Consider the following 19,002-nt stretch of genomic DNA (forward strand, 5'->3'; position numbering starts at 1 on the left):
AAGTGATAGGTATCGCGTCCGCTGTCCTTGGCGTGGTACAGCGCGCTGTCGGCGTTCTTGAGCAGGGTATCGAAATCACGGCCGTCGGCGGGATACAGCCCGATGCCGATGCTGAAGCTGGTGCTGATGGTGTGTCCATCGATTTCGAACGGCTCCGAAGTGGCGTCGAGGATGGACTGCGCGACCCGGCTGACGGAGGCGGAGTCGGCGATGTGGTTCAACAGCACGACGAATTCGTCGCCGCCGTGCCGGCTGATGGTATCGCTGTCGCGGATGCAGCGCTGCAGGCGCTCGACTACGCGCAGCAGCAGCTGGTCGCCGATCTCGTGGCCGAGGCCGTCGTTGACGCGCTTGAAATTGTCCAGGTCCATTACCAACACGGCGATGCCGGTATGCGCGCGTTCCGCCCCCGTCACGGCGCGGTCGAAGCGGTCGCGCAGCAGTACGCGGTTGGGCAGGTGGGTGAGCGAATCGTGGTGCGCGAGGAAAGCCAGCTTTTCTTCCGCCGCTTCGCGCTCCATGCGCACGCGCAGCGTCTCGATACCGAAAGCCAGGTCGTTGGCCAGTTCGTACAGCAGGCGCACCTCGTCTTCCACGAACGAACCGGCGTCGCCCGAGTAGATCGCCAGCGAACCGAACGTGCGTCCCTTGGCGGTCAGCGGCAGCGCGATGCAGGACAGGTAACCGCGTTCGATTGCCGCGTCGCGCCACGGCGCGGTGAGCGGATTGTTCTGGAAGTCCTGGACGATCTGCAACCTGCCGCTGCGGATCGCGGTGCCGATCGGGCCGCGGCCGTATTCCGAGCTTTCGCTCCAGGACAGCCTGGAGTTTTCGAGGTAGCCTTCCGCAGAGCCCGATTGGCTTACCGGGCGTACGGTTTTTTGCGGGTCGTTCTCGGCGAAGCCGACCCAGGCCATCCGGTATCCGCCCTTGTGCACCACCAGCCTGCAGATTTCGTCCAGCAGGCTTTGCTCGCGCTCCGCATGGACCAGCGCCATGTTGCATTCGCTGAGCATGCGCAGCGCGCGGTTCAGTCGCTTCTGGGTCTGTTCGGCACGTTTGCGCTCGGTGATGTCGCGCGCGAATACCAGCGTTCCATCCTCATCCTCGTAGCGGAACGGCACCGCCGATACTTCGACCTCGACCGGGGTTCCGTCCAGCCGCAGCAGTTTCATGTCGGCCGGCACCGGTTTCCGCTCCCCGCCGCTGCCGGCAAGCTGGACCGGCGCGAGGTGGCGATGGTCGGGATGAACCCGGTCGACGACCGGCGCGCCAAGCAGCTGCACGCGGGCTCCGGCGCCGAACAGCCGCAGTGCCGCATCGTTGAGGTAGGCAAACTGCCAATGGGTGTGCAGGATGATCGCGTCCGGGGCGCTTTCCACCAGGTGACGCAGCCGGCCTTCACTTTCCTTGAGCGCACTCTCGTAGCGATGGCGGTCTTCCACCAGCAGATTGAAGCTCTCGATCAGCCTGCCGATTTCATCCTGCCTGGCCAGCGGCAGTGGCACCAGCGGCGACTGGCCGCCGACCATCTTGCGCATGGACCGTCCGGCCGCGTCAAGCGGCGCCAGCATGCGGCGCGCGATCCACTGGATGAGCAGGATCGCCGCCAGCGTCAGGACGGAGGCGACCACGTACATGTATTCGCGCATCGCATCCACCGGCCCGAAGGCGATCTTCGCCGGCAGCGCCGCCAGCACGAACCAGCCCGAAGCCGGAACCCGGGCGGCCGAATAGAGGTTGGGAGTGCCTTCCGAACTGATGCTGATGCCGGAACCTTCGAAGCCGTCGACGAACCTGTCGAACAGGACGTTCTTGCCGCGTGGCGGCGTCGCCGTCATCGCGCGCCTGGCGTCGGTCGCGCTGACAATCAGCTTGTCCTGCGGCGAGACCACGAAAATCTGCCCCTTGCCAGCCATCTCGGGCGCGGAAATGATGCCCAGGAAGTTGGGGGCGGAAAGGTCGGTGATGCCGGTCATGACCGCGCGAACCTTGCCGTCCTTGTCGAATACGGGGGTGGAAATGGTCAGGACCGGGCGCTGGAGCGCGCGCCCGAAGATAGGCTTGTCGATGTAGGGTTTGCCGGTTTCGACGACCTTGCGGAAATAGTCGCGGTCGCCGAAATAGGTGCCGCGGCGGCCGGGCGCGACCGGAAAGTCAGCGATGGTCCTGCCATCCAGGCCGATGACGGCGACGCCGGCCGAGAACATGATATGCAAGGCATGGAACTGTTCCAGGTAGGGATCGAGCGACGGCGCGCTCAGGTCGGCCGGCACCTTGGCCGCAACGCGCGCCAGGCTGTCGGTGCGCTCGCGCAGCTTGGTGTCCAGTTCAGCCGCGAGACGCCGGGTCGCCGCGAATTGCTCGTCGATCAGCACCTTCTCGAAATGCTTGTGCAGCACCGTGACGGAGATGACGGCGAGGATCCAGATGAATACCGAGAACAGGCCGATCGTCAGCGCGATCAGCTTGGATTTGAGTGAAAAGGGACGCCAGACCCGCGTAGCGGCGGATGGCTCGGGCTGTTCTTGTTGTGTTTGCATGCTTTCCGGCGAGCGGGAAAATCGCCCGCTTCTGCTGGCGGCGGAGTGCAGGCGGCGGCAGTGCCGGGTGCGGATGCCGCCGGCCCTTGACCGTCGTTATCCTAGGCTCTTGGTTATTAGAAATATTTGCGCCAGATCAATTTTATCCGGCTTCACGGACCTGCAATGATTCAAATCTCCACCTGTGTTCCCAGCTCGATCACCCGGTTGGTCGGCACCCTGTAATAGTCGGCCGCATCACGCGCGTTGCGTGACATCGTCGCAAACAGCGCCTCCCGCCACAGCGCCATGTCGCTGCCGACGCGCGGGATCACGGTCTGGCGCGCGATGAAATAGGAGGTGCTCATAGCGTCGAATTCCAGGCCCGCATCCTTGCACATTTCGAGCGCCGCCGGAATGTCGCGTTCGTCCTTGAAACCGTAATGGATGTTGACCTGGTAGCACTGATGGCCGAGTGCCGTCACTTTCACACGCTCCGACGGCGGCACCGTCGGGATGTCGGCGTTGAAGACGGTCAGGAAAACCGTGCGTTCATGCAGCACCTTGTTGTGCAACAGGTTGTGCAGCATCGCGTGCGGCACGCCGTCGCCCTCGGCGCGGAAGAATACCGCGGTGCCGTCGACGCGTGCCGGCGGAACGATGAACAGCGATTGCAGGAAGTCGTCGAGCGGCACCAGGTGCTTGCGCAGGTTGTTGTATACCAGTGTCCGTCCATCCCGCCAGGTAAGCATCAGGACCATCAGCAGCGCTGCCAGCACCAGCGGAAACCAGCCGCCGTGCAGCAGTTTCAGCGTGTTCGCGGCAAACAGCACGACGTCGATGGTCAGGAAGAAACCGGTGGCGAAAAAGCACAGCAACAGGTTGTACTTCCACCGGTAGCGGATCACGAAGAAGGTCAGGATCGTCGTCATCAGCATCGTGGTGGTGGCGGCGATGCCGTAGGCCGACGCCAGGTTCGAGGAGGAGCCGAAGCCGATGACCGCCACCAGCACCATGCCCAGCTGCAGCCAGTTGATCAGGGGGATGTAAATCTGGCCGATTTCGCGGTCGGAAGTGTAGAGCACCTGCATGCGCGGCAAAAAGCCCAGTGCGATCGCCTGCTGCGCGATGGAGAACGTGCCGGAAATGGTGGCCTGCGAAGCAATCACCGTCGCCAGCGTGGACAGGGCGACCAGCGGATACACGCTCCACGCGCCGAGCTGCTGGTAGAAGGGATTCGACACCGCATCCGGATTGCCGAGCAGCAGCGCGCCCTGGCCAAGATAGTTCAGCGCCAGCGCCGGAAAGACGACCGAAAACCAGGCCAGGCGGACCGAGCGCCGGCCGAAATGGCCCATGTCCGCATACAGCGCCTCGGCCCCGGTCAGCGCCAGCACCACCGCGCCGAGCGCGAGGAAGGCCAGCCAGCCGTTCTGCGCCAGGAAGCGGAACGCGTGGATTGGATTGAGCGAATGCAGGATGGCCGGATTGTCGATGATGTTAACCAGGCCCATGCCGGCCAGCGTCGCAAACCAGAGCACCATGACCGGCCCGAACCACTTGCCGATCCCGCCGGTACCCGTGCGCTGGATCGCGTACAGGATGAACAAGACCACCACCGTCAGCGGTACGACGTAGGGCTTGAACGCCGGCGTCGCCACTTCCAGGCCCTCGATCGCCGACAGTACCGAAATCGCAGGCGTGATGACGCCGTCGCCGAAGAACATTGCGGTGCCGAGCAGGCCGACGAACACCAGCGGCGGGAACCAGCGCGACTTCGTCCCGACCGACGACAGCGCAAGCGCGACCAGCGCCATGATCCCGCCTTCGCCGCGGTTGTCCGCACGCAGCACCAGGGTCACGTATTTCAGGGAAACGATCACGATCAGCGCCCAGACGATCAGCGAGGTCACGCCGAGCAGATTGGCCGGATTGAGCGGCAAGCCGTGCGCCGGCGCGAACACTTCTTTCATCGTGTACAGCGGGCTGGTGCCGATGTCGCCGTAGACGACGCCGATGGCGGCGAGCGTCAGGACTGCGATACTGCTTTTCTGGTTGTCCGAAGCCAATCAGGCCTCCTGTGTTTGCTGCGGTGCAAAAGCGAAATTCTAGCCTATTTGCGCGGCTACAAGACCAGGTGAAAACCACCTTTGACTGCGCGCGCCACGGGATTTCCTGCGTCCCGGCTGCCTTGAACGAGCCCGCCATCCGATGGGCGTTCATTTTCTTGATCTGGGTCAATTTATTTCCAGTGCCCCATATTCATGGGATGCAACATGAAAAGCTTCATTGCAAAATTGCAATAACCATGTAAGCATTATGGTTTTCGGATCGGTTTTGAGCCTCCCTGCCGGCTATCCTCGCGGCGGGGATTTTTTGATGGCGGGAGAGCAAGCAGAGATGGCATATTTTTCGTGGTCTGAAGATTTAAGGGTGGGAAATTCCTTCATCGACAGCGATCATCAAAAACTGATCAAGCTGGTCGCCCAGCTGCACGAGGCCATGGCCGAGGGGCACGGAAAAGACGTTCTCGGCAAGACGCTTGCCGAACTGATCCGCTACACGCAGGAGCATTTCAAGCGCGAAGAGGACCACATGCTGCGCATGCGGTACCCTGGTTACGCCGCGCACAAGCAGGAACACGACAGGCTGATGCGGGAAGTGCTGGACCTGCAAACCCGGTTCAACGCCGGCAACGGGATGCTGTCGGTGCAGGTATCCGGTTTCCTGCGCAACTGGCTGGTGCAGCACATCATGAAATCCGACATGGAGCTCGCTTCCGCAATCCGGAACGCAGCCTGATTCTCTTGTATGCCTGAGGCGGCTCGCAGCATGACCGATACCAGCATCGACGTCCGTTTCTTCGATGTCATCCTCTGCATCTCGCGCGCGCTGGACCTGCTGTCTCCGGAGATCTCGGATCACCACCTGCGCGTCGCCTATGTCGCGGTCCGGATTGCCGAAGAGATGGGCTTTGACCTGGCGGCGAAGCAGGATGTGGTGGTTGCCGGCGCGCTGCACGACGTCGGCGCGGTGTCATCCGCATTGCGGATGTCGCTGCAGGACTACTCGCGTGCCGGCGGCGCCGGCGAAGGGGGTGTTCTCGACGACGTGCACCGGCACGGCTACGACGGCTACCTGCTGCTGCGCGATTTTCCGCCCTTCGCGCAGGCCGCGGACGCGGTACGCTACCACCACGTCGAATGGAACTTCAAGCGGGGCAGCGAGTTCGCGGGCGCGCCGGTGCCGCTGGGCAGCCATATCCTGCACCTTGCAGACCGCATCGCGGTGCTTCCCAGGGCCCGGCAGAACGTGCTCGAGCAGAGCGATGTCATCAGCCGCAAAGCAATGCAGGACAAGCATCGCCGTTATCATCCGGGTGTCGCCGAAGCCTTCGGGAATGTTGCCGCGTCGGAGGCGTTCTGGCTCGATCTCGTCAGCCCGCATAAGGAAGAGATCATCCGCGCGCGCTTCGGCCACCACAACATGGTGCTGGGGCTCGACGAGCTGTACGAGCTGGCGAAGCTGTTCGCCCGCATCATCGATTTCCGCAGCCCGTACACCGCGATCCATTCGAGCATGGTGGCCGCGCGGTCGCAGCATATCGCGCAACTGCTCGGCATGCCGCCGCGCCAGACCCGGCTGATCGGCATCGCCGGATTCCTGCATGACCTCGGCAAGCTCGCCGTGCCCGCCGAAATTCTCGACAAGCCGGCGCGCCTGACGCCGGCGGAAATGTTCGTCGTCAAGCAGCATCCGTATTACACGCACAGGATATTGTCGCTGGTGCCTGGGCTGGAAGAGGTCAATACCTATGCATCGATGCATCATGAGCGGCTGGATGGCGGCGGTTACCCGTTCCGGCACCGCATGATCCCGCTTGGCGCGCGCATCATCGCGGTTGCCGACGTGCTCACCGCGATTTCGGAGGAAAGGCCTTACCGCAGGGGGATGAAACGGACCGAGGCGCTCGCCGTGCTCGACGGCTTCGTCAAGGACGGCGCGCTGGACGGCGAGATCGTGTCACTCGTGCGCGTGCATTTCGAAGAACTGATCGCCAGCCGGCAGGGTTGACGCGGCAGCGCGCGGTATCGCGCCTAGGTGGATCTGCGGCGACGGACGGCTGATGTGATAACCCTGCGCATAGTCGATCCCAAGCCGGCCGACTTCGGCCAGGATGTCGGCATCCTCGACATATTCGGCGATGGTCTTGATCTTCAGTTCCTTGGCCAGCGTCACGATGCTCTTGATAAAGGCGAGATAGGTCTCGTCATGCAGCATGTTGCGCACAAATTCGCCTTCGATCTTGATGTAGTCGACCGGGAAACACTTAATGTACTGGAAGGAGGAATAGCCGGAACCGAAATCGTCGATCGCGAAGCTGAAACCCAGCATCTTCACGTCCAGCACGAATTTCTCCAGCAGCGACAGGTTCTTCACCGTTTCCCGCTCGGTGATCTCGAACACGATGCGCCGCGGTTCGATGCCGAACCGGTCGGCCAGGGCGGAGACCCGCGACGCGAATTCGCCGACGATCAGCGCCTTCGGCGACAGGTTCACGAAAAGCATGCCTTCATATCCCTGCGCGGTGACCTCCTGGAATGCCTTTTCGATCAGCTGGTAATCCATCTTGTGAGCGATGCCCATGTTTTCCGCCTCCTCGATGAAATCGTTGGCGGTCACGATCTGGTCGTCGAGGCGGATGCGCATCAGCAGTTCATGGATCACGACTTCGCCGGTCTTCGCATCGCAGATCGGCTGGAAATAGGGAATGATGCGCTGCTCGTCGAGCGCATTCTGGATCATCAGCGATTTTTCGCCGGCCTTGCGGAACACCTCGGCCATCTCGTCTTCGCTCGGCATCGCGATCGCGTTCTTGCCGGCGTTCTTGGCCTTGTACATCATGTTGTCGGCGACCAGGAACAGGTCCTTCGGGTTGTCGCCGTGTTCCGGGCTGATCGCAATGCCGATCGATGTCGTTGCCTTGAGCTTGATGCCGTCCGGCGTCTCCATCGTATGGCTCTCGAGCAGGTCGGCAATCCGCTGCGCCACCATGTGTGCCTGGGTCTCGCTGGCTTCCGGGAGTATCACGCAGAATTCATCGCCGCCGTAACGCGCCAGCAGGTCGCCATGCCTGATCGCGGTCGTCAGCAGCTTGGCGAAGGACTGCAGGAAGGCGTCGCCGAAGTGGTGGCCGAAGCGGTCATTGATGGTCTTGAAGTTATCCAGGTCGAGCATCATCACCGCGAACTTCTGGTTGTGGCGGCGCGCGCGGCCGACTTCGTAGCCCAGCAGTTCCCAGAACATGCGCTGGTTGTAGAGGTCGGTCAGCGGATCGCGCGTCGCATAGTGCTCGAGGTCCTTGGTGTACTTGTAGATCGCCTTGACCGAGCCGACCAGGTTCAGCAGCGTGGTCAGGATGCTGCCGATGACCATGTGGCGTACGTTGTCCTGCGCCATCGCCGATTGCACGCCGATGCCGACGATGCCGCCGATCTTCGGGGTATCCAGGAACAGCGTCTTGGTCTGCACCTCGACGTCGGAAGCGCTGAGTTCGGGCAGGTATTCTTCCTCGTTGGCGATGTTGTGCGCGACATGCAGCAGGTTCATGCCATGGAAGAAGACATGCTCGTGGAGCTGCCGCCGCAGGATCTTTTCGAACAGCCGCACCGTGTTCTCGGACGGCCGGCTGCGCCAGAACACTTCGCACTCGTAGGCTTCCTGTTCCACGCGGAAGATCGTCACCAGCGCATACACCTCGATGATCGGATTGATTTCCAGCAGCAGGTTCTTGATGAACTCGCGCCAGTCGCGCACCACGTTGGAAGTGATGATGAATTTTTCCAGCAGCCGGATCTCGAATTCGAGCACGCCCTTGTCGACCGCGACATTACGGATCTTGTCCACCAGCAGCGCGACATTCTCGAACACCAGGTTGAACTCGCTGAAACCGAAATCCACCTTGCCGAGATTGAACCTCTCGAAATCCCGGATCGTATTGACCGTCTCGACTTCGCGTCGGAACATGCGGACCGAGCCGTTGAGCTTGTTCATTGCGAAGGTGGTGATCGCGCCGGCCACCAGGAGTACCAGCGTTCCCAGCGCCAGGAACAGGGCGACATAGTAGCCGCGCACCGTGGCCGCGACCGGCTGCACGTTGTGGCGGATGTCGATCACGCCGAGCACCGCGCCGGGCTCGACGTTGTGATGGCAGCCGATGCAGTCCGGCTGCGCAAGCACCGGACGGATATACCTTACCTGGTTGCCTTCGCGGGCGAGTGCCGCCTCGCCGTTGCCAAGCGCCTCTTCCGCCGCGCCTTGCGCCAGCGATTCCGAGGGGCTGCCGTACAGCGCGGCCACACCCTTGCTGCGGTAGACGTCGATGCGGTTGACCGTGGTCGGAAAGACAGCCTTGCTGGCTGCCGCTACGGCGTTCAGTTCGTCGCGCAATCCGCCGCGACGCAAGACCTGCATGATCGCTTCGGTGTTTTGCCGGGAAATTTCGAGAGAGGTGGCGAGGGCTCGATCCTCGAGCAGCTTTTCATAGAGGATGGAAGACGCCAGCGTCGCACCCAGGAACACGAGCAATGCAACACCGACGGTCGACGTGAAGACGAACCCTCGAAGAGTTCCGAGCAGATCGGAAATGGTGTGGACGATGCCTCGCATGGCGCGAGTCTCCTGCGTCGCGTTGCCGGTAGGAAGGCATTCTAAACCAACACTCTTAGTAGATGTTATTACTTTTAATAAACTTTTCCTCCGGCGACAGGTCCGGGGTGTTGTTTAATTGATCTGGATCAGGCTTCACGCAATCCCTGCCTGCCTGCTTGGCCAGGAACATGCGCTGGTCGGCGATGCTGACCAGCTGCTGCCAGTCTCCGCCGCAGTCGGCGACGCGTTCGGCGATGCCGAAGCTTGCCGTGACGCGGCTGCCGTCCGGCCGCAGCCCGAGCCCGGTTTCGCGCAGCCGCTCAACCGCCGCGCGGGCAGTGTCCAGGCTTGCGCCGGGCAGCACGATGACGAATTCCTCCCCGCCCCAGCGCAGTACGATGTCCCCGGTGCGCAGCGTTGAGCGGAGCCGCTCGCCGAGCGTCGCCAGGACCCGGTCGCCGGCGTCGTGGCCGAACTGGTCGTTGACCTGCTTGAACCTGTCCACGTCGAGAAAGACCACCGACAGCGCGGCATTGCCGCGGCTCGCGATATGGAACTGGATATCCAGCAGCTCCTCGCCGCTGGCGCGGGTGAAGCAGCCGGTGACCGTATCGTGGCTGGCATTGTTCAGCAGCGAGATCATGAAGCTGAGCTGGCTCATCCCCGACAGCGAGGCGACGGTGGCGATCAGCATCAGCAGCCAGACTGCGCCGAGATGCGAGCTCCAGTTCAGCAGGTCCAGCTGCAGCAGCGCGACCAGCGCTTCCGCCGCCAGCACCGGCAACGCGAACAGCACGCCCTCGAGGGCGGTCAGGGGAAAGACGGCGAGGCCGGCCACCATCACGAAGGGCAGGAAGGCATAGCCGGCGGCGATGGCCGCGGCCGGGCCCTCCATCTTGAACTGCGACAGCATCGGATGGGAGTAGATGAAGAACAGGGTCGGGATCACGAACATGATCGCCAGCGCGCGGTAGGCGTCGGGCATGCGGGCCGGGCCGCGGAAACGCCAGGCCAGCAGCAGGAAGGCGATGGAGGTGACGATCCGCCCGATCACCAGCATGATCGTCAGCGGCCAGCTGAACACCAGCAGGTCGACCACGATCCACAGCGGGGTGAGGACCGCAAAAAGGCCGGCCACCATCCTGACCCGGGAGACGACCAGTTCCGCCCGGCGCCGCGCCAGCAAAGAGGAATGGCGGAAGGGGACGACCAGGTTGCCCAGCGCCTCCTGCGGCAGGACGCCCACGAGCCGCTCGGCGACATTCAACAACCATGTTTTCAGCTTGCGCACGCTGGCACTTCCCCTCGATCTGCAGTGAGCCGCGCCGTACGGCGCGCACGCACCGCCTGTTCCGTTACATGTTTGCCGCTTCGGCCGGTTCCCCGGTTTCCGGCGCCGGCGCTTCGATGCGCCGCGGCGCCTGTTCCCTTTGCCGCAGCGGCATGACGTTGTCAGCATGCGGTGTTTGCGCCGGCTGCGCGCTCATCCTGTCGCGCAGCTTGAATATGCTCACCTTCTGCGCCAGGCCGGCCGCCTGTTCCTGCAGCGATTCCGCGGCCGCCGCGCCCTGTTCCACCAGGGCCGCATTCTGCTGCGTGACCTGGTCCATCTGCGCGATCGCGAGATTGATCTGCTCGATGCCGGCAGTCTGTTCGCGGCTGGCGTTGGTGATTTCTCCCATGATGCCGGTCACGCGCTGCACGCTGGCGACCACCTCGTCCATCGTCGAGCCGGCTTCGTCGACCAGTTTCGCGCCAAGGTGGATTTTTTCGGCGGAGTCGCCGATCAGCGTCTTGATTTCCTTCGCCGCCGCCGCCGAGCGCTGCGCGAGCTGCCTCACCTCGGTCGCCACCACCGCGAAGCCCTTGCCCTGCTCGCCGGCGCGCGCCGCTTCCACCGCCGCATTCAGCGCAAGGATGTTGGTCTGGAAGGCGATGCCGTCGATGACGCTGATGATGTCGACGATCTTCTTCGCCGATTCGTCGATCGAGCGCATGGTGTCGATCACCTGCGCCACGACCGAGCCGCCCTTGGCCGCCACCTCGGATGCCGACACCACCAGCTGGTCGGCTTCCTGCGCGTGATCGGCATTCTGCTTGACCGTCGAGGTCAGCTGTTCCATCGCGGACGCGGTTTCCTCGAGCGAGCTGGCTTCTTCCTCGGTGCGCGAGGCCAGGTCCAGATTGCCGCACGCGATCTGGCCGGACGCGGTGGCCACCGTTTCGGTCCGCGCCCGCACATCCGCAACCAGCGCGACCAGGCTTTCATTCATGTCCTTGAGCGCCTGCAGCAGCTGGCCGGTCTCGTCATGCGAGCGCACTTCGATCTCGCTCGTCAGGTCGCCGGCGGCTACGGTGTTGGCGATCCGCACCGCGTCGTTCAGGGGGCGCGTGATGCTGCGCGCGATCGCGATGCAGATGGCCAGCAGGATCGCGGCGAGCACGAAGGCGCCAGCCGCGATCGTGGCAAGCCGCTGCATGAATGTCGCCTGCACGGTATCGAGGTAGACGCCGGAGCCGATCACCCAGCCCCAGGGGGCGAAACCCTTCACATACGAGACTTTCTGCACCGGCACGTCGCTTCCCGGCATCGGCCATTCATAAAACACGAAACCGGCGCCGTGCGACTTGACCACATCGACCATCTCCATGAACAGCCGCTTGCCCTTCGGATCCTTGTTCTCGGCCATGTCCTGGCCATCCAGTTCCGGCCTGAAAGGATGCATGACCATGCGGGGCTTCATGTCGTTGATCCAGAAATACTCCTTGCCGTTGTAGCGCAACCCCTTGACCGCGGCCATTGCGTTGCGCTTCGCATCCTCCTCCGACATCTGGCCCTTGGCCGAGAGCTCGTGGTAATGGGTCAGGAAGCCGTAAGCGGTTTCCACCGCCTGGCGCACATTGCTCTGGCGTTCCTCCAGGATGAGCGTGCGCTCGGAAACCACGAAAGTCGCTGTCAGTACCGCGATGCCGAACGCGGCGGATACGACCAGCAGCCAGAGTTTCTTCGCAATCGTCAAGGAAAAGCGTTTGGTAGTCAGTGACATGGCTTTTTTCTCTTATCTCGCTGGGCGGCGCAAGCGCAGGAAAACGGACCGGCCATCTGGCCGCACCGCATGTAACAAGACGTTACAAAATCAGAACAACCACTATCACGACATGGTTAATTGCGGTCAATCCCATATTTATGGGAGGCTCGCCATCGAAGGAGAATGGGACGACAGCGCCGGAGGGCCGGGCGGCGCACGATCTGTGCAACGGCGTGCCGCGCGAAAAAGGAACATTACCGGACGTCCAAGGTCGGACACTAGGCGTTTTCCCGGGACGGCGCTGCGATGAACGGGAGTGCCCGATAACCGCGGATCTCATCCGCGCCAATGCCTGACAGATGCGAGGACAGCGGGAAGACAGCGTGCCAACGGAACAGATCGGCGCTTACATCATCGAGTACGCAGGCCAGTGGCTGCGTTTCGGAAAGGCATGGGGTGCTTACCTCGCGATCTATGATGCCCGACCTTCCAACCCGGCGCACCGGCACTGCGTTTTCGCCCGCCGCCGGGTTTGCCTCGAAACCGTCTGCCTGACGCAGGAAGCTGCCGAGCAGCGCGCGCGCGAACTGGGCATCGAAAAAGTCCGCCCCGCGCGCCGCGCGTAAGCCACCGATGCCGGAACGCGCATCGCAAGAAGCGCACGGACCATTTTGCAGACGCGGCGCCGTGCCTTTGCGGCGGCAACGGCAATCGAAGCCGTGGTGGATAAATCGACAACAACGCTTCATCCTTGCCTGATACCGCCCGGAACCTGCTATTCTCGTGCACGAGACCGCCGCGTTGTTGTTGGCCGGCGTGTCTCCGCACCGCCAGGCAAAAAGAACAAGAGGTCTACCCAGTGACCATGAGCCATAACTTGCAGAAGACCCGGACCCACGCCGACGGCATTTTCGCCGCCTTGTTTGCCGCGCTGACCCCGATGGTTGCCGGCCTCGCGTACTACAGTACCAGCGGTCGCATCGGCGCCGCGGTTTGTTCGGCAGGCGGCGGCGCGCCAACTGTGATCGGCGGCGGGTGGCTGCTCGCGCTGCTTGCCGCCGGCCTGACCACGCTCGGCTCGGCCTGGGTCTGGAAGCACCGTCCCGGTCGGCGCATCGGAGAGATCTACAACGCGGTCGCCTCGATGGTGTTCGCGGCACTCGTGATGCATTATGGCGGCGGTCACGGTGAGGCGCACTTCCCGTTCTTCATCTTTGTCTCCTTCCTGCTCTACTACCGCTCCTGGCGCCCGATTGCGCTCGCCTGCGCGGCGATCCTCGTGCACCATCTGGCATTCTTCATGCTGCAGCGCGCGGGCGCCCCGGTCGTCGTGTTTGCCTGCATCGACGGCGCCACGCTGCTGAGCCATATCGCCGCCGGACTCGGGCAATGCGTGCTGTTGGGCTATATCGCGTCGCGCATGGAGCGCAGCGACATCGAACTGGTCCGTTCGCTTGCCGCCCAGGAGCTGGCGGCGAGCGTGTTTCACAACACGATCGAAGGCGTGATCATCACCGACGACCAGGGGCGCATTGAATCGGTGAACCCGGCGTTTACGCAGATCACCGGTTTCAGCGCCGAAGAGGCAATCGGCCAGACGCCGCGCATGTTGAAATCGAACCACCACGACGAAGCGTTTTACAAGGACATCTGGAAGTCGATCGCCGAGAACGGCAGCTGGAAGGGCGAGATCTGGAACCGGCGCAAGAGCGGCGAAGTCTTCCTCGAGTCGCAGACCATCCAGTGTGTGCACAGCGACGACGGCCATGTGCGTTACGTCGCCGTTTTCAACGACATCACCGAGCAATGGCGCAAGGACCAGCGCATCGAGCACCTGGCCTTCCACGATTCGCTGACCGGGGCGGCAAACCGCGCGCTGCTCGGCGAGCGCCTGCGGCAGGCCGTCGGCGCCGCCGCGGAAAGCGAAGGAACGCTGGCGGTGATGATGGTCGACCTCGACCGTTTCAAGAACGTCAACGACAGCTTTGGCCACGACCAGGGCGACGAGCTGCTGCGCGCGGTGGCGACGAGACTGCAGGAGATCGTGCGCGGCACGGATACCGTGGCGCGTCTTGGCGGCGACGAATTCGTGCTGCTGCTGCGGCATCCCGGCGCGCCGGAAGAGATCGCCGCGATTGCCGCGCGCGTGATCGATACCATCGGCGCGCCGATCGAGCTCGCCGGATTGTCGCTGCGCGTGGGCGCTTCCGTCGGCATCGCGATCTATCCCGCGGACGGCGCCGATGCGGCAAGCCTGCTCAAGAGCGCAGACACCGCGATGTACGACGCCAAGGCGAATGGCAAGGGCGTGTTCCGGTTCTTCAGCGCGGCCCTGACCGACCGTGCACAGGCACGGCTGCATCTCGAAATGGACCTGCGCAGGGCGCTGGAACATGGCGAATTCGAGCTGCATTACCAGCCGAAGCTGTGCCTGCAGTTTGGCACGCCGCATGGCGCCGAAGTCCTGGTCCGCTGGCGGCATCCGGAGCGCGGCCTGGTGGCGCCGGCCGAGTTCATTCCGCTTGCCGAGGAGACAGGCCTCATCGAGCCGCTCGGGGACTGGGTGCTGGAACAGGCGTGCCGGCAACTCGGCGCCTGGCGCGCAGCCGGCGACGGCCTGACAGTCCTAGCCGTCAACGTTTCCGCTGTGCAGCTGCACAAGGGCACGCTGGCGCAAACAGTGGCCGAACTGCTCGCGCGTTATCAGCTGCCCGGAGAGGCACTCGAGATCGAACTGACCGAGAGTACGGTGATGAGCAATCCCGAGCAAGCCATTACCAGCATGCACGCCATCCGCGCGCTCGGCGTGAAGATCGCGATCGATGATTTCGGAACCGGTCATTCCAGTCTCGCCTACCTGAAGCGGCTGCCGATCGATACGCTGAAAATCGACCGCTCTTTCGTCGTGGAAGCCGATCGCAACGAAGAAGGCGCGGTCATCTGCAGTTCCATACTCGGGCTGGCCCGTAACCTGAAGCTGGCGGTGGTAGCCGAAGGGATAGAGAACGCCGGGCAGCTCGCCTTCCTGAAAAAGCGCGGATGCACCGCCGGCCAGGGTTACCACTTCAGCCCGCCGCTGCCGCTGCACGAACTGAACGCCTGGCTGCGCGTGCACGAGGTCCGGCATTGCCGCAATTGTGCCCATCGCGCCGCCTGCGCGTCGACCGCCGCGCCGGAAATCCTGGAGGTCTCGCTGTAGGCTCGCCGCCCGATGCTCCGCCTGACGCGCAAGGGTGTTATCCGGGTGGCCCGAGAAATGCGAGCAGCGCGCTGTTCACCTCGTCGGGCGCCTCGTTTTGCACCCAATGCCCGGCGCGCGCAATGCAGTGAATGCGCACGCGCGGCGCGAAGCGCTGCACGCCGTCGAGCAGGAAGGTGCCGAGCGCCGGATCCCGTTCTCCCCAGATCACCAGCACCGGGCCATTCGTCCTTGCGGTACGCGCCAGCGCCATCCCGCCCGGCACCATGTTTGCGCGATAGTAGTCCAGCGCCGCCTTCAGCGCACCGGGCTGGGACAGGCAGGCCACGTAGCGTGCGATGTCGTTGTCATCGTACGCGCCGCGGCGCGCCGGCGTCACCTTGAACATTTGCCGAAGCAGGAAAAAATTACCCTTCGATAGCAGCGCCTCCGGCAGGATCGGCAGCTGGAACAGGCCGACATAGGCGCTGCGCAGCAACTGCGAGGTGTTCCAGATCTTGTCCGCGTAGACCTGCATGTGCGGCGCGTTCAGGATCACCAGCTTGCGCAGCAGGGCAGGATAGGCGCCGGCAAATGCCCACGCGATGATGCCGCCCCAGTCGTGGCCGACGATACTTGCGCGACCGTGCCCGGTCGCGGCCACGATGGCGGCGACGTCGTTGACCAGGTGCGGCAGAAGGTAGTCGCTGCGCCTGCTTGCAATGTCCGACGGCGGATAGCCGCGCAGGTTCGGCGCCCAGACGGAGTAGCCGGCGGATGCAAGCGGCGCGATCTGATGGCGCCAGGAATGCGCGTTTTCCGGAAAGCCATGCAGGAGGATCACAGGCGGGCCTTCGCCGGCGACCAGTACCTGAAGACGGAGGCCGTCTCCGTCGATGCGTTCATGTCGTATCTGCAATTGGGTCATCTGTCTCCTCCACGCCCGGGACCAAAAGCAAGTCACATGCCGGGAACCGAGCGAAGCTCCTTGAGCGGCAACAAGCCCTGCGAACGCATTGGCCCCAAAGTGGCGGCGGCAGCGTCGCCATTCCACCGCATTCGACTGGCGATTCCCGGCACGCTCTGGTTGCATGCGGCGCGCGGCTGCAGGAAGATCTGGCATGAACGACCCTCATAACCAGCACTGAAAGCCCAGGATGGAAAGACCGATCCGCACCAAGTCGTTAGCCGAAGGTGATTCCGGCGGGACCGCCCGAACCGTGGCGCTGGCCGGCGCCACCGGCCTCGTCGGCCAGGCAATCCTGCAAGGCCTGCTCGCCGATGAATCGGTCATTGCGGTCCATGCCCTGGCCCGGCGACCGCTTGACAACCGTCACCCGGGACTGACGACGCATGTGGTCGACTTCGCCGCGTTGCCGCCGCTTCCGCCGCTCGACGAGGCGTATCTTGCGCTCGGCACCACCATCAAGGCGGCGGGCAGCCAGGCGGCTTTCCGCGCCGTGGACCTGGACGCCAGCCTGGCGACGGCCCGTGCGGCCCGAGCCGCCGGTGCGCGCCGTCTCGGGGTAGTCAGCGCGATGGGGGCTGATGCGCATTCGCGCGTTTTCTACAACCGGGTCAAGGGGGAACTCGAGGAAGCGCTGGCCGGACTGGGATTCGACACACTGGTGATCGCGCGGCCATCGCTGCTCGTCGGCGATCGCGGCATGCTCGGCCAGCCGGTGCGCGCAGGGGAGAAGATCGGCCTGCTCGCCGCGGCGGTCGCCGGGCCTCTTATCCCGGCCAATTTCCGGCCGATCGCCGCATCCGATGTGGCTTGCGCGCTGCTGGCGCGGGTCCCCGTGGCGCGCGGCCGTGAAGTCCTGCTGTCCGGCGCGATGCGGCGCGAGGATTGAGCGCGCACCGGCTGCCGTGCCGTGGCGCCTGCGCGGAACATTTCAGCGGGAAAAGGATCGGTGCGGGTATCTTCGGAAAGCTGGAGGGTTGCCATGGGAGGGGAGGCCGGCCGGACACTTTTTTGCGGATGTCGGCGCGCCGTTCCGCGGCCGGCGGCAGACGGAGCTTAGGTCATGCCTGATTCCAAGGTCTTGTCTGGCTTGCGCGACCAGGTCGCTTCCTTGCGCGTCCAGTCTTGCTGCCTGTCGCACGAGCGGGTCGTCATGGAAGAGGGGGCGGCGAAGCGGCGTTCGCAAGGGACCGGCCTCGAACCCGTGCTCATCCGTGTCGGCCTATGTCCGAAGGCGGTACGTTCGCAGCAGCTATCCTGCGCGCACACTCTCGCCCGCCACACCTTTGCACATGCCATTGAAGTGGCGGAACAGCAGGGTATTCTGGGCGGAGAGGAGGCAAACCGGTTGCGGGAAGAGTTGCAGCGTATCGATCATGTCATTCACACCGCGGACTGGGCAAAGAGCGAAGCAGAGGTGCGCTATGCGCTGCTCCGCGAACAGGAGGCGGCCGGCAATCCGGCAACGGCAACGAAGCTGGAAGCGGAGCGGCAGTTGACCGAATTGATCGAAAGGCATCGAGCGGCAGCGGAATGGCTGCGACGCATCCATCGACTGCTGCTTGAGCGAATCGATTCCGCCGCGCGCTGTGGCTGAAGAGCACGGCGTTGCGCGAGGGACGTGCCAATCAGTCCTTTGCCGGATGGCGCCAGGCCATTTGTTCCGTCATGCCGTCGTTGGAAACCTGCTGGAATCCAAGCGCCAGGTAGAAGCGCCTCGCGCTTGAATTGTTTCTATGCACCGACAAGGCCAAGGGCAGTTTTTTCTCTGCAGCGCTTTGCTGCAGGGCATGCATGACCGCCTTGCCGAGTCCCTTTCCGCGCGCGTCGGGCAGCAGCGCGATATCGACCAAACGCATCTCGTTCGGATCCGTATTGATGACGATGCGGCCGACAGCTTCCCCCTGATATTCCAGTATCAGATATTCCGCGTCCGGATAGCTGTTGCGGTATCCCGCCGCTTGCATGTTCTCCTGCATCGCGATCAGGGTATCGATGAAGACCGGGTCCGCCGTGATCCGCCGCAAATCATCCCGGGTGGACGCATACAGACGTTTCATGAATTCCAGGTCTGTGCCGCCGGCAGTACGGACAGTCAGATTTGCGAGATGTCGTGCCAGTGCGTGCATGTTGTCATCCTTCGTGCGAAGCGCCCCGCGGTTTTGCTATGATGCCCTTACGCTTTCCGCGCCCGTTATTCGAAAGGACTCGCGATGAAGCCTTCACTCGATGTCTTTTCTCCCTTGGTGGGGAGCAAATTCATGATTGAAACGTTGGCCGGACCGGTGGCGTTGCTGCTGGTCGAAGCCAGGGAATATCCGCGCCGGGGCTTGCCGGCGGCGTTTCCCACGCCATTGTCCCTGATCTTGACCGGTCCGCTCGACCTGATCCTGTCCCAGGATAACTATTACGTCGATCATCCTGCATTGGGACGGCACGCATGGTGCATTGCGCCGATTGCACCGTCGGTTCCTGCACATCAGGTTCCGGCACCCCCTGGACGGGTGACGGAGCAACGCTACCAGATACTTTTTTCATAGGCTGTTGCTGTTCCATGCCGGCACGCAGTCCGTACCATGCCGAAGACCTGGCAACGCTCCGGAACATCACGGCCGAACTCCTCCATCCCGCAATGCCCAAGAGCGCATTGATACG

Annotated in this window: 14 protein-coding genes; 7 read left to right on the forward strand and 7 right to left on the reverse strand. The window is 63.3% G+C overall.

What is annotated here, in order from left to right:
• Together VEC01_RS04650 and VEC01_RS04655 are read right to left on the reverse strand one after the other, a co-directional pair.
• Positions 1-2,543 (reverse strand): diguanylate cyclase domain-containing protein (locus tag VEC01_RS04650; RefSeq protein WP_324899235.1); only part of this gene is annotated, 2,543 nt, incomplete at its 3' end.
• A 170-nt stretch (positions 2,544-2,713) separates the two neighbouring features.
• The gene (locus VEC01_RS04655; RefSeq protein ID WP_324899237.1) at positions 2,714-4,591 is read right to left on the reverse strand and encodes a potassium transporter Kup; all 1,878 of its coding nucleotides are present in this window, start codon (positions 4,589-4,591) and stop codon (positions 2,714-2,716) included.
• Positions 4,592-4,922: 331 nt separating this feature from the next.
• Between VEC01_RS04655 and VEC01_RS04660 the strand changes: the two genes are divergently transcribed.
• Together VEC01_RS04660 and VEC01_RS04665 are read left to right on the forward strand one after the other, a co-directional pair.
• A complete protein-coding gene (locus VEC01_RS04660) occupies positions 4,923-5,324 on the forward strand; it encodes a bacteriohemerythrin (RefSeq protein ID WP_324899261.1) in 402 nt (133 codons plus the stop codon).
• A 30-nt stretch (positions 5,325-5,354) separates the two neighbouring features.
• Positions 5,355-6,596 carry an HD-GYP domain-containing protein gene (locus tag VEC01_RS04665; RefSeq protein WP_324899239.1) on the forward strand — a complete coding sequence of 414 codons (1,242 nt, stop codon included), beginning with the start codon at positions 5,355-5,357 and terminating at the stop codon, positions 6,594-6,596.
• Here VEC01_RS04665 and VEC01_RS04670 read toward each other — a convergent pair.
• The 3 genes from VEC01_RS04670 to VEC01_RS04680 form a co-directional block, all read right to left on the reverse strand.
• Positions 6,546-9,191, reverse strand: coding sequence for a bifunctional diguanylate cyclase/phosphodiesterase (locus VEC01_RS04670; protein WP_324899241.1), 2,646 nt, complete (start codon positions 9,189-9,191; stop codon positions 6,546-6,548). The genes VEC01_RS04665 and VEC01_RS04670 overlap by 51 nt on opposite strands.
• Positions 9,192-9,246: 55 nt before the next feature.
• A complete protein-coding gene (locus VEC01_RS04675; protein WP_324899243.1) occupies positions 9,247-10,464 on the reverse strand; it encodes a GGDEF domain-containing protein in 1,218 nt (405 codons plus the stop codon).
• A gap of 64 nt (positions 10,465-10,528) precedes the next feature.
• Positions 10,529-12,220, reverse strand: a complete 1,692-nt coding sequence (locus tag VEC01_RS04680) for a methyl-accepting chemotaxis protein (RefSeq protein ID WP_324899245.1) — start codon at positions 12,218-12,220, stop codon at positions 10,529-10,531.
• Between the two features lie 365 nt (positions 12,221-12,585).
• On the opposite strand from VEC01_RS04680, the gene VEC01_RS04685 reads away from it, so the two are divergent.
• Both VEC01_RS04685 and VEC01_RS04690 read left to right on the forward strand, forming a co-directional pair.
• The gene (locus VEC01_RS04685) at positions 12,586-12,828 is read left to right on the forward strand and encodes a hypothetical protein (protein WP_324899247.1); all 243 of its coding nucleotides are present in this window, start codon (positions 12,586-12,588) and stop codon (positions 12,826-12,828) included.
• A gap of 239 nt (positions 12,829-13,067) precedes the next feature.
• A complete protein-coding gene (locus VEC01_RS04690) occupies positions 13,068-15,401 on the forward strand; it encodes a putative bifunctional diguanylate cyclase/phosphodiesterase (RefSeq protein ID WP_324899249.1) in 2,334 nt (777 codons plus the stop codon).
• Positions 15,402-15,438: 37 nt separating this feature from the next.
• On the opposite strand, the gene VEC01_RS04695 is transcribed toward VEC01_RS04690, so the two are convergent.
• Positions 15,439-16,308, reverse strand: a complete 870-nt coding sequence (locus tag VEC01_RS04695) for an alpha/beta fold hydrolase (protein ID WP_324899251.1) — start codon at positions 16,306-16,308, stop codon at positions 15,439-15,441.
• A 229-nt stretch (positions 16,309-16,537) separates the two neighbouring features.
• Between VEC01_RS04695 and VEC01_RS04700 the strand changes: the two genes are divergently transcribed.
• Together VEC01_RS04700 and VEC01_RS04705 are read left to right on the forward strand one after the other, a co-directional pair.
• On the forward strand, positions 16,538-17,236 hold the full coding sequence (locus tag VEC01_RS04700) for an NAD(P)H-binding protein (RefSeq protein ID WP_324899253.1): 699 nt from the start codon (positions 16,538-16,540) through the stop codon (positions 17,234-17,236).
• Positions 17,237-17,410: 174 nt separating this feature from the next.
• Positions 17,411-17,944: a hypothetical protein gene (locus VEC01_RS04705; RefSeq protein WP_324899255.1), complete on the forward strand. Its 534-nt coding sequence runs from the start codon at positions 17,411-17,413 to the stop codon at positions 17,942-17,944.
• Between the two features lie 31 nt (positions 17,945-17,975).
• Here the strand turns inward: VEC01_RS04705 and VEC01_RS04710 are convergent, their stop codons facing one another.
• Positions 17,976-18,476 carry a GNAT family N-acetyltransferase gene (locus tag VEC01_RS04710; protein WP_324899257.1) on the reverse strand — a complete coding sequence of 167 codons (501 nt, stop codon included), beginning with the start codon at positions 18,474-18,476 and terminating at the stop codon, positions 17,976-17,978.
• 84 nt (positions 18,477-18,560) lie between these two features.
• Between VEC01_RS04710 and VEC01_RS04715 the strand changes: the two genes are divergently transcribed.
• Positions 18,561-18,887, forward strand: a complete 327-nt coding sequence (locus tag VEC01_RS04715; protein WP_324899259.1) for a DUF6916 family protein — start codon at positions 18,561-18,563, stop codon at positions 18,885-18,887.
• Positions 18,888-19,002: the final 115 nt, after the last annotated feature.

The sequence above is a fragment of the Noviherbaspirillum sp. genome, assembly GCF_035627455.1.
GTDB lineage: Bacteria > Pseudomonadota > Gammaproteobacteria > Burkholderiales > Burkholderiaceae_D > Noviherbaspirillum.

What these genes read in the sequence shown, in the direction of transcription:
- VEC01_RS04660 (WP_324899261.1), top strand. Translation starts at nt 4,923, where the DNA reads ATGGCATATTTTTCGTGGTCTGAAGATTTAAGGGTGGGAAATTCCTTC.
- VEC01_RS04665 (WP_324899239.1), top strand. Translation starts at nt 5,355, where the DNA reads ATGACCGATACCAGCATCGACGTCCGTTTCTTCGATGTCATCCTCTGC.
- VEC01_RS04670 (WP_324899241.1), bottom strand. Translation starts at nt 9,191, where the DNA reads ATGCGAGGCATCGTCCACACCATTTCCGATCTGCTCGGAACTCTTCGA.
- VEC01_RS04680 (WP_324899245.1), bottom strand. Translation starts at nt 12,220, where the DNA reads ATGTCACTGACTACCAAACGCTTTTCCTTGACGATTGCGAAGAAACTC.
- VEC01_RS04690 (WP_324899249.1), top strand. Translation starts at nt 13,068, where the DNA reads ATGAGCCATAACTTGCAGAAGACCCGGACCCACGCCGACGGCATTTTC.
- VEC01_RS04695 (WP_324899251.1), bottom strand. Translation starts at nt 16,308, where the DNA reads ATGACCCAATTGCAGATACGACATGAACGCATCGACGGAGACGGCCTC.
- VEC01_RS04700 (WP_324899253.1), top strand. Translation starts at nt 16,538, where the DNA reads ATGGAAAGACCGATCCGCACCAAGTCGTTAGCCGAAGGTGATTCCGGC.
- VEC01_RS04705 (WP_324899255.1), top strand. Translation starts at nt 17,411, where the DNA reads ATGCCTGATTCCAAGGTCTTGTCTGGCTTGCGCGACCAGGTCGCTTCC.
- VEC01_RS04710 (WP_324899257.1), bottom strand. Translation starts at nt 18,476, where the DNA reads ATGCACGCACTGGCACGACATCTCGCAAATCTGACTGTCCGTACTGCC.
- VEC01_RS04715 (WP_324899259.1), top strand. Translation starts at nt 18,561, where the DNA reads ATGAAGCCTTCACTCGATGTCTTTTCTCCCTTGGTGGGGAGCAAATTC.